Genomic DNA, 243 nt, shown 5'->3' on the forward strand with positions numbered 1-243 from the left:
AGCTGCTGTCTCTTCAGATGTAGCAGAGTTATTATCAACTACACCAGATACAGCCATAACGTTGTCATTGAGTACATGTACGTTTTCAACATCTTTTTCCAGCAATGTTGAAATCTGAGCCATCTTTTCAGATGCCTGACGAGCACCTTCCATAACTTCCATAATGCTGGATGCAGTCGCATCGGCAATAGCAATACCTTTGTCAACGGCATCTATTGTTGTCTGGATGAGCGCTGTGGTTCT

General features: G+C 43.2%; 1 protein-coding gene. It reads right to left on the reverse strand.

Going from position 1 to position 243, the window contains the following annotated elements; translation table 11 throughout:
• The coding region (locus AB1471_RS17795) for a hypothetical protein (protein ID WP_367781045.1) at positions 1–243 on the reverse strand (243 nt) is incomplete at both ends.

It is taken from the genome of Jeotgalibacillus marinus (assembly GCF_040801915.1).
GTDB lineage: Bacteria > Bacillota > Bacilli > Bacillales > Jeotgalibacillaceae > Jeotgalibacillus > Jeotgalibacillus marinus.